Below are 3857 nucleotides of genomic sequence, written 5' to 3'. Positions count from 1 at the left end.
TCAGCTATCAGCTATCAGCTATCAGCTATCAGCTATCAGCTATCAGCTATCAGCTATCAGCTATCAGCTATCAGCTATCAGCTAATGCGCACGCTACTTGAGGTGCTACAGATGGTGCTTTTGAATAAGCGATGCAGAGGTGCGACCCGTGGCGAATTTAATTACGGGTCAAACGCACCATTACGGTCTTGGGGAGGCAGCGCCGCCAAAGGGGGTTCCCCCCATGACCGCGCTGCCGTGGTTTCCCCCACTCGCGCTTGGGATCAAGACAACAGGTAAGCATTGGAATAATGCTGAGTTACTTTAGCTGACGGCTGACGGCTGACGGCTGACGGCTGACGGCTGAATGCTTACTCGGGAACCAGGAACGGGAAAAGGTAAACGGGGAATACTTTCTGTTCCCAAGTTCCCTATTTTCTAGTTTCTCCTTGACCTTGAATGAATGCCCCTGTTTCAATTTATTTTCAGTTAAATTTGGTAGCCGATACTTTTTAGCTACCAAAGTCTACCAAGAACGACTTTTGCCCGCCAATGCAAGATGCCATCGCATCCAGGGGGTATCTCCGCGCTTCTGTGACGGAATATCCCGCGAGCGCCATAAAAATGTCAAAAAAGTTCGTTCCACCGGGATTACAGCGCAACTATTAAACCCTTGGTTTTCGGCTTTAATTTAAGTTACATAATAATCCCTGTCGGTGTTACCCTAATTTAAGTCTAACAAATAATCAGAGTTTTTGGTAGACTCTGCGACATTTTCTCTAGCTGTTTACTAACCCTCAGCCTTATATCCTATATTCTACTACAAACTAGTGAACTAGCCCACCCTACAATCCACCAAGGTGGTGCTTCTGGTTTCAAACTCGATCTGCTTTGGTTAGCCATCGGACAAGGTACCTTGAGGGAGTTGCTGCAAGTATTCAACAACAGCCTCAACTTCTACTCGCCGTTGCCCCGGGGCATCAATATTATAGGAATCGAATTGCACAGCTGTATCCCCTTCAGCTTAGGTAACAGTCCAGATCCGAAAGCCTAGACCTAAAGATTAGATAACACAGTTCTGTTGGGGAGTAGGGATGTTTAACGTTTTCTTTGCAAGTTAAGGGGAAAGTCTCGACTAAGCCATTGCTCTTCACAGCAGCTAGTGCAGTAATGCAGCTGAGTTATAACGGAAGTATATCACCTTTACAAAAACTTTGAGAAAAAATCTGGAATTCTTCAGGGTCAATGGGTAGTTGACTGTATTGCTCAGAAACACTCACATCAACCTGATCCTGAAACAAAAGCTAAGACAGACTCCTCTCTATCGAGCCAATTATAAAACATCATCAGAAATTAGCACAATGGAAAACATAGAAAGTCACGAACCAATGGTTCCAGGTATGACTAATGGTGAAGCAACTACCAATGGCATGTCCTTAGGGGAAATGGCTGATGACCAGATGTCATCCTTTGACATGAATGCTGTATCCAGTCAAGGCAATATACCCACAGCAGTGCCAATGAGTTCATCTGCCCCAGATAGTCCTATGGAAAACGTGCTGGTAGAAATGCGAGCACCTAAGGGTCAAGGGGCTAACGTGTTTTACATGGCAGGAAGTTTCAGGGTTCCTAGCTTCCAAATCGATTATGACTACGAGCCAGTATCGATGGATCCTGAGACACCGGAACTGGCCATGCAACTTCAAGCATCTAATCAAGAGGTAATCGTTGTCAAGGGCAAAGTTGCTCAAAACCAAATCGCCGCCCTGGAAGCCCAACCTAATGTGATCAAAGTCTGGCCAGACACCCCGATCGAACCCTTCAGCACTACCACCCTACAGCAAGAGTATCCGATGGTAGAACCAATGGCAGGGTTTGGTAGCTGTCCGATTGGTTCTTGTGACTGTAACCCTGGGGCGGCTAAGGGAACTATGGCGGACGTAGCCAAATATCTTGGCGTTGATAAAATTCACGCTGCTGGTTATAAAGGTCAAGGTATTGTTGTTGGTGTCGTTGATGGCGGAATTACAGCAGCTGGTCGTCCTGTGCGTCCCGGAGAACCCTCCAAGCGAATTCGCAATGTCATTGGTGGCTACCACCGCAGCGTGGAATGGGGGACTCAAGCTCGCAGCTGGGGCGAACATGGCAATATGTGCGCTACAGATGTGTTGGGTATGGCTCCAGAAGCCAAGCTCTATGACTTTCCACTAGTAGGGAATGCTATCTCTAACGCCCTGGCTGCCTTCAATTGGGCAATCAAGCAGTATAAAATTGACGGCACACCCCACATTCTCACCAATAGCTGGGGAATTTACCAGGAACAGTGGGATAAGACTTATGCCAGAAATCCAAACCATCCCTTCACCCGCAAAGTTGTGGAAGCCATCAATCAAGGGATTCTAGTTCTGTTTGCCGCTGGTAACTGTGGTGGAACCTGTCCTGATGGTCGTTGTGCCTCAGATTTCGGTCCTGGTAAAAGTATCTGGGGCGCGAATGGTCATCCCCTAGTGATGACAGTGGGCGCAGTTAACAAGAATGAACAGTTTGTCGGCTATAGCAGCCAAGGACCAGCGGCTTTGTCCCCCCAAAAGCCTGACTTCTGTTCCATCACCCACTTCCGGGGTTACTTCCCCTGTGATAACGGTACCTCTGCTGCCACACCCATTGCTGCTGGAGTAGTAGCCTTGCTCAAGCAAGCCAAGCCGAGCTTGACTCAGCAGGAAGTTAAGAAACTCCTGGAGAGTACTGCTAAAAATATTGGTTCTCAGGGATGGGATCAGCATTCCGGTACTGGTATTATTCAGCCCAAGGTAGCTTTTGACAAAATCAAAACTCCCCCACCCCGTCCTCGCCCTCGCCCCAGTGACGGTACTTGGAGTGACTGGGAAAATTTAGGCGGCTATGGCATATATAGCCCAGCGGCTGCTTCCTGGGGACCTAACCGCATTGACACCTTTGTGATTGGTACTGACCACGCTATGTATCACAAGTGGTGGGATGGCTCGGCTTGGCGCGGCTGGGAAAACTTAGAGGGTTACATTATTTCTACACCCGCAGCAGTTTCTTGGGGAGCTAACCGCATTGACACCTTTGTGGTTGGTAGCAATAATTCCCTGTACCGCAAGTGGTGGGATGGCTCGGCTTGGCGTGGTTGGGAAAATCTAGGGGGCTACTGCCTGTATGCTCCAGCGGCTTCTTCCTGGGGACCTAACCGCATTGACACTTTTATCATTGGTACTGACCACGCCCTCTACCACAAGTGGTGGGATGGCTCGGCTTGGCGTGGTTGGGAAAACTTAGGGGGTTACTCTATTTCTGCACCCGCAGCAGTGTCTTGGGGGCCAAACCATATCGCTACCTTTACCATTGGTCGCGATCGCGCTCTATACTACAAGACCTGGAATGGTTCCATTTGGACTCCATGGGAAAAACTGGGAGGCTACTGTCAGTATGGTATAGCTGCTGTCTCCAGGGGAGTCAACCAGCTAGATTGTTTCGTGATTGGATCCATGGGCAAGGTCTATTGCCGTTCCTGGGATGGTTCTGCCTGGAAAAATTGGAAAAACCTAGGTGGTTACAGCATTGCTGGGCTAGCAGCAGCATCTTGGGGACCTGACCGCCTTGATGTTTTTGTAGTTGCTGGTGATCATGCTCTGCACCACAAGTGGATGGGTTGAGGTAAAGCTTACTGATTAAGGAATTAAAGGTAAAGAATTAAAAATTAAGAATTAAAAATTAAGAATTACGGATTTTGAATTTTTAATTCTTAATTTTTAATTTTGAATGGTCGCGTTCGCGTAGCGTGACCTACGGTCAAGGGACTTGACGAATAGCTGCTACGGCCTTAAAAACTTTTATCTTTTGCAACTACTTCTTTA

At 47.9% G+C, this 3857-nt stretch carries 2 protein-coding genes; both read left to right on the top strand.

All coding sequences use genetic code 11. From position 1 onward, the window contains the following. On the top strand, positions 1 to 279 hold a 279-nt coding region (locus F6K38_RS36995; protein WP_287359993.1), incomplete at its 5' end, for a hypothetical protein. A gap of 1061 nt (positions 280 to 1340) precedes the next feature. Next, complete coding sequence (locus tag F6K38_RS36990; RefSeq protein ID WP_287359991.1) at positions 1341 to 3656, top strand: DUF8189 domain-containing protein; 2316 nt, start codon at positions 1341 to 1343, stop codon at positions 3654 to 3656. Positions 3657 to 3857: the final 201 nt, after the last annotated feature.

The sequence above is a fragment of the Moorena sp. SIO3B2 genome (assembly GCF_010692525.1).
GTDB classification, from domain to species: Bacteria; Cyanobacteriota; Cyanobacteriia; order Cyanobacteriales; family Coleofasciculaceae; genus Moorena; species Moorena producens.
The sequence above is the reverse complement of the archived record's forward strand: the minus strand, read 5'-3'. Positions and strand labels throughout refer to the sequence as shown.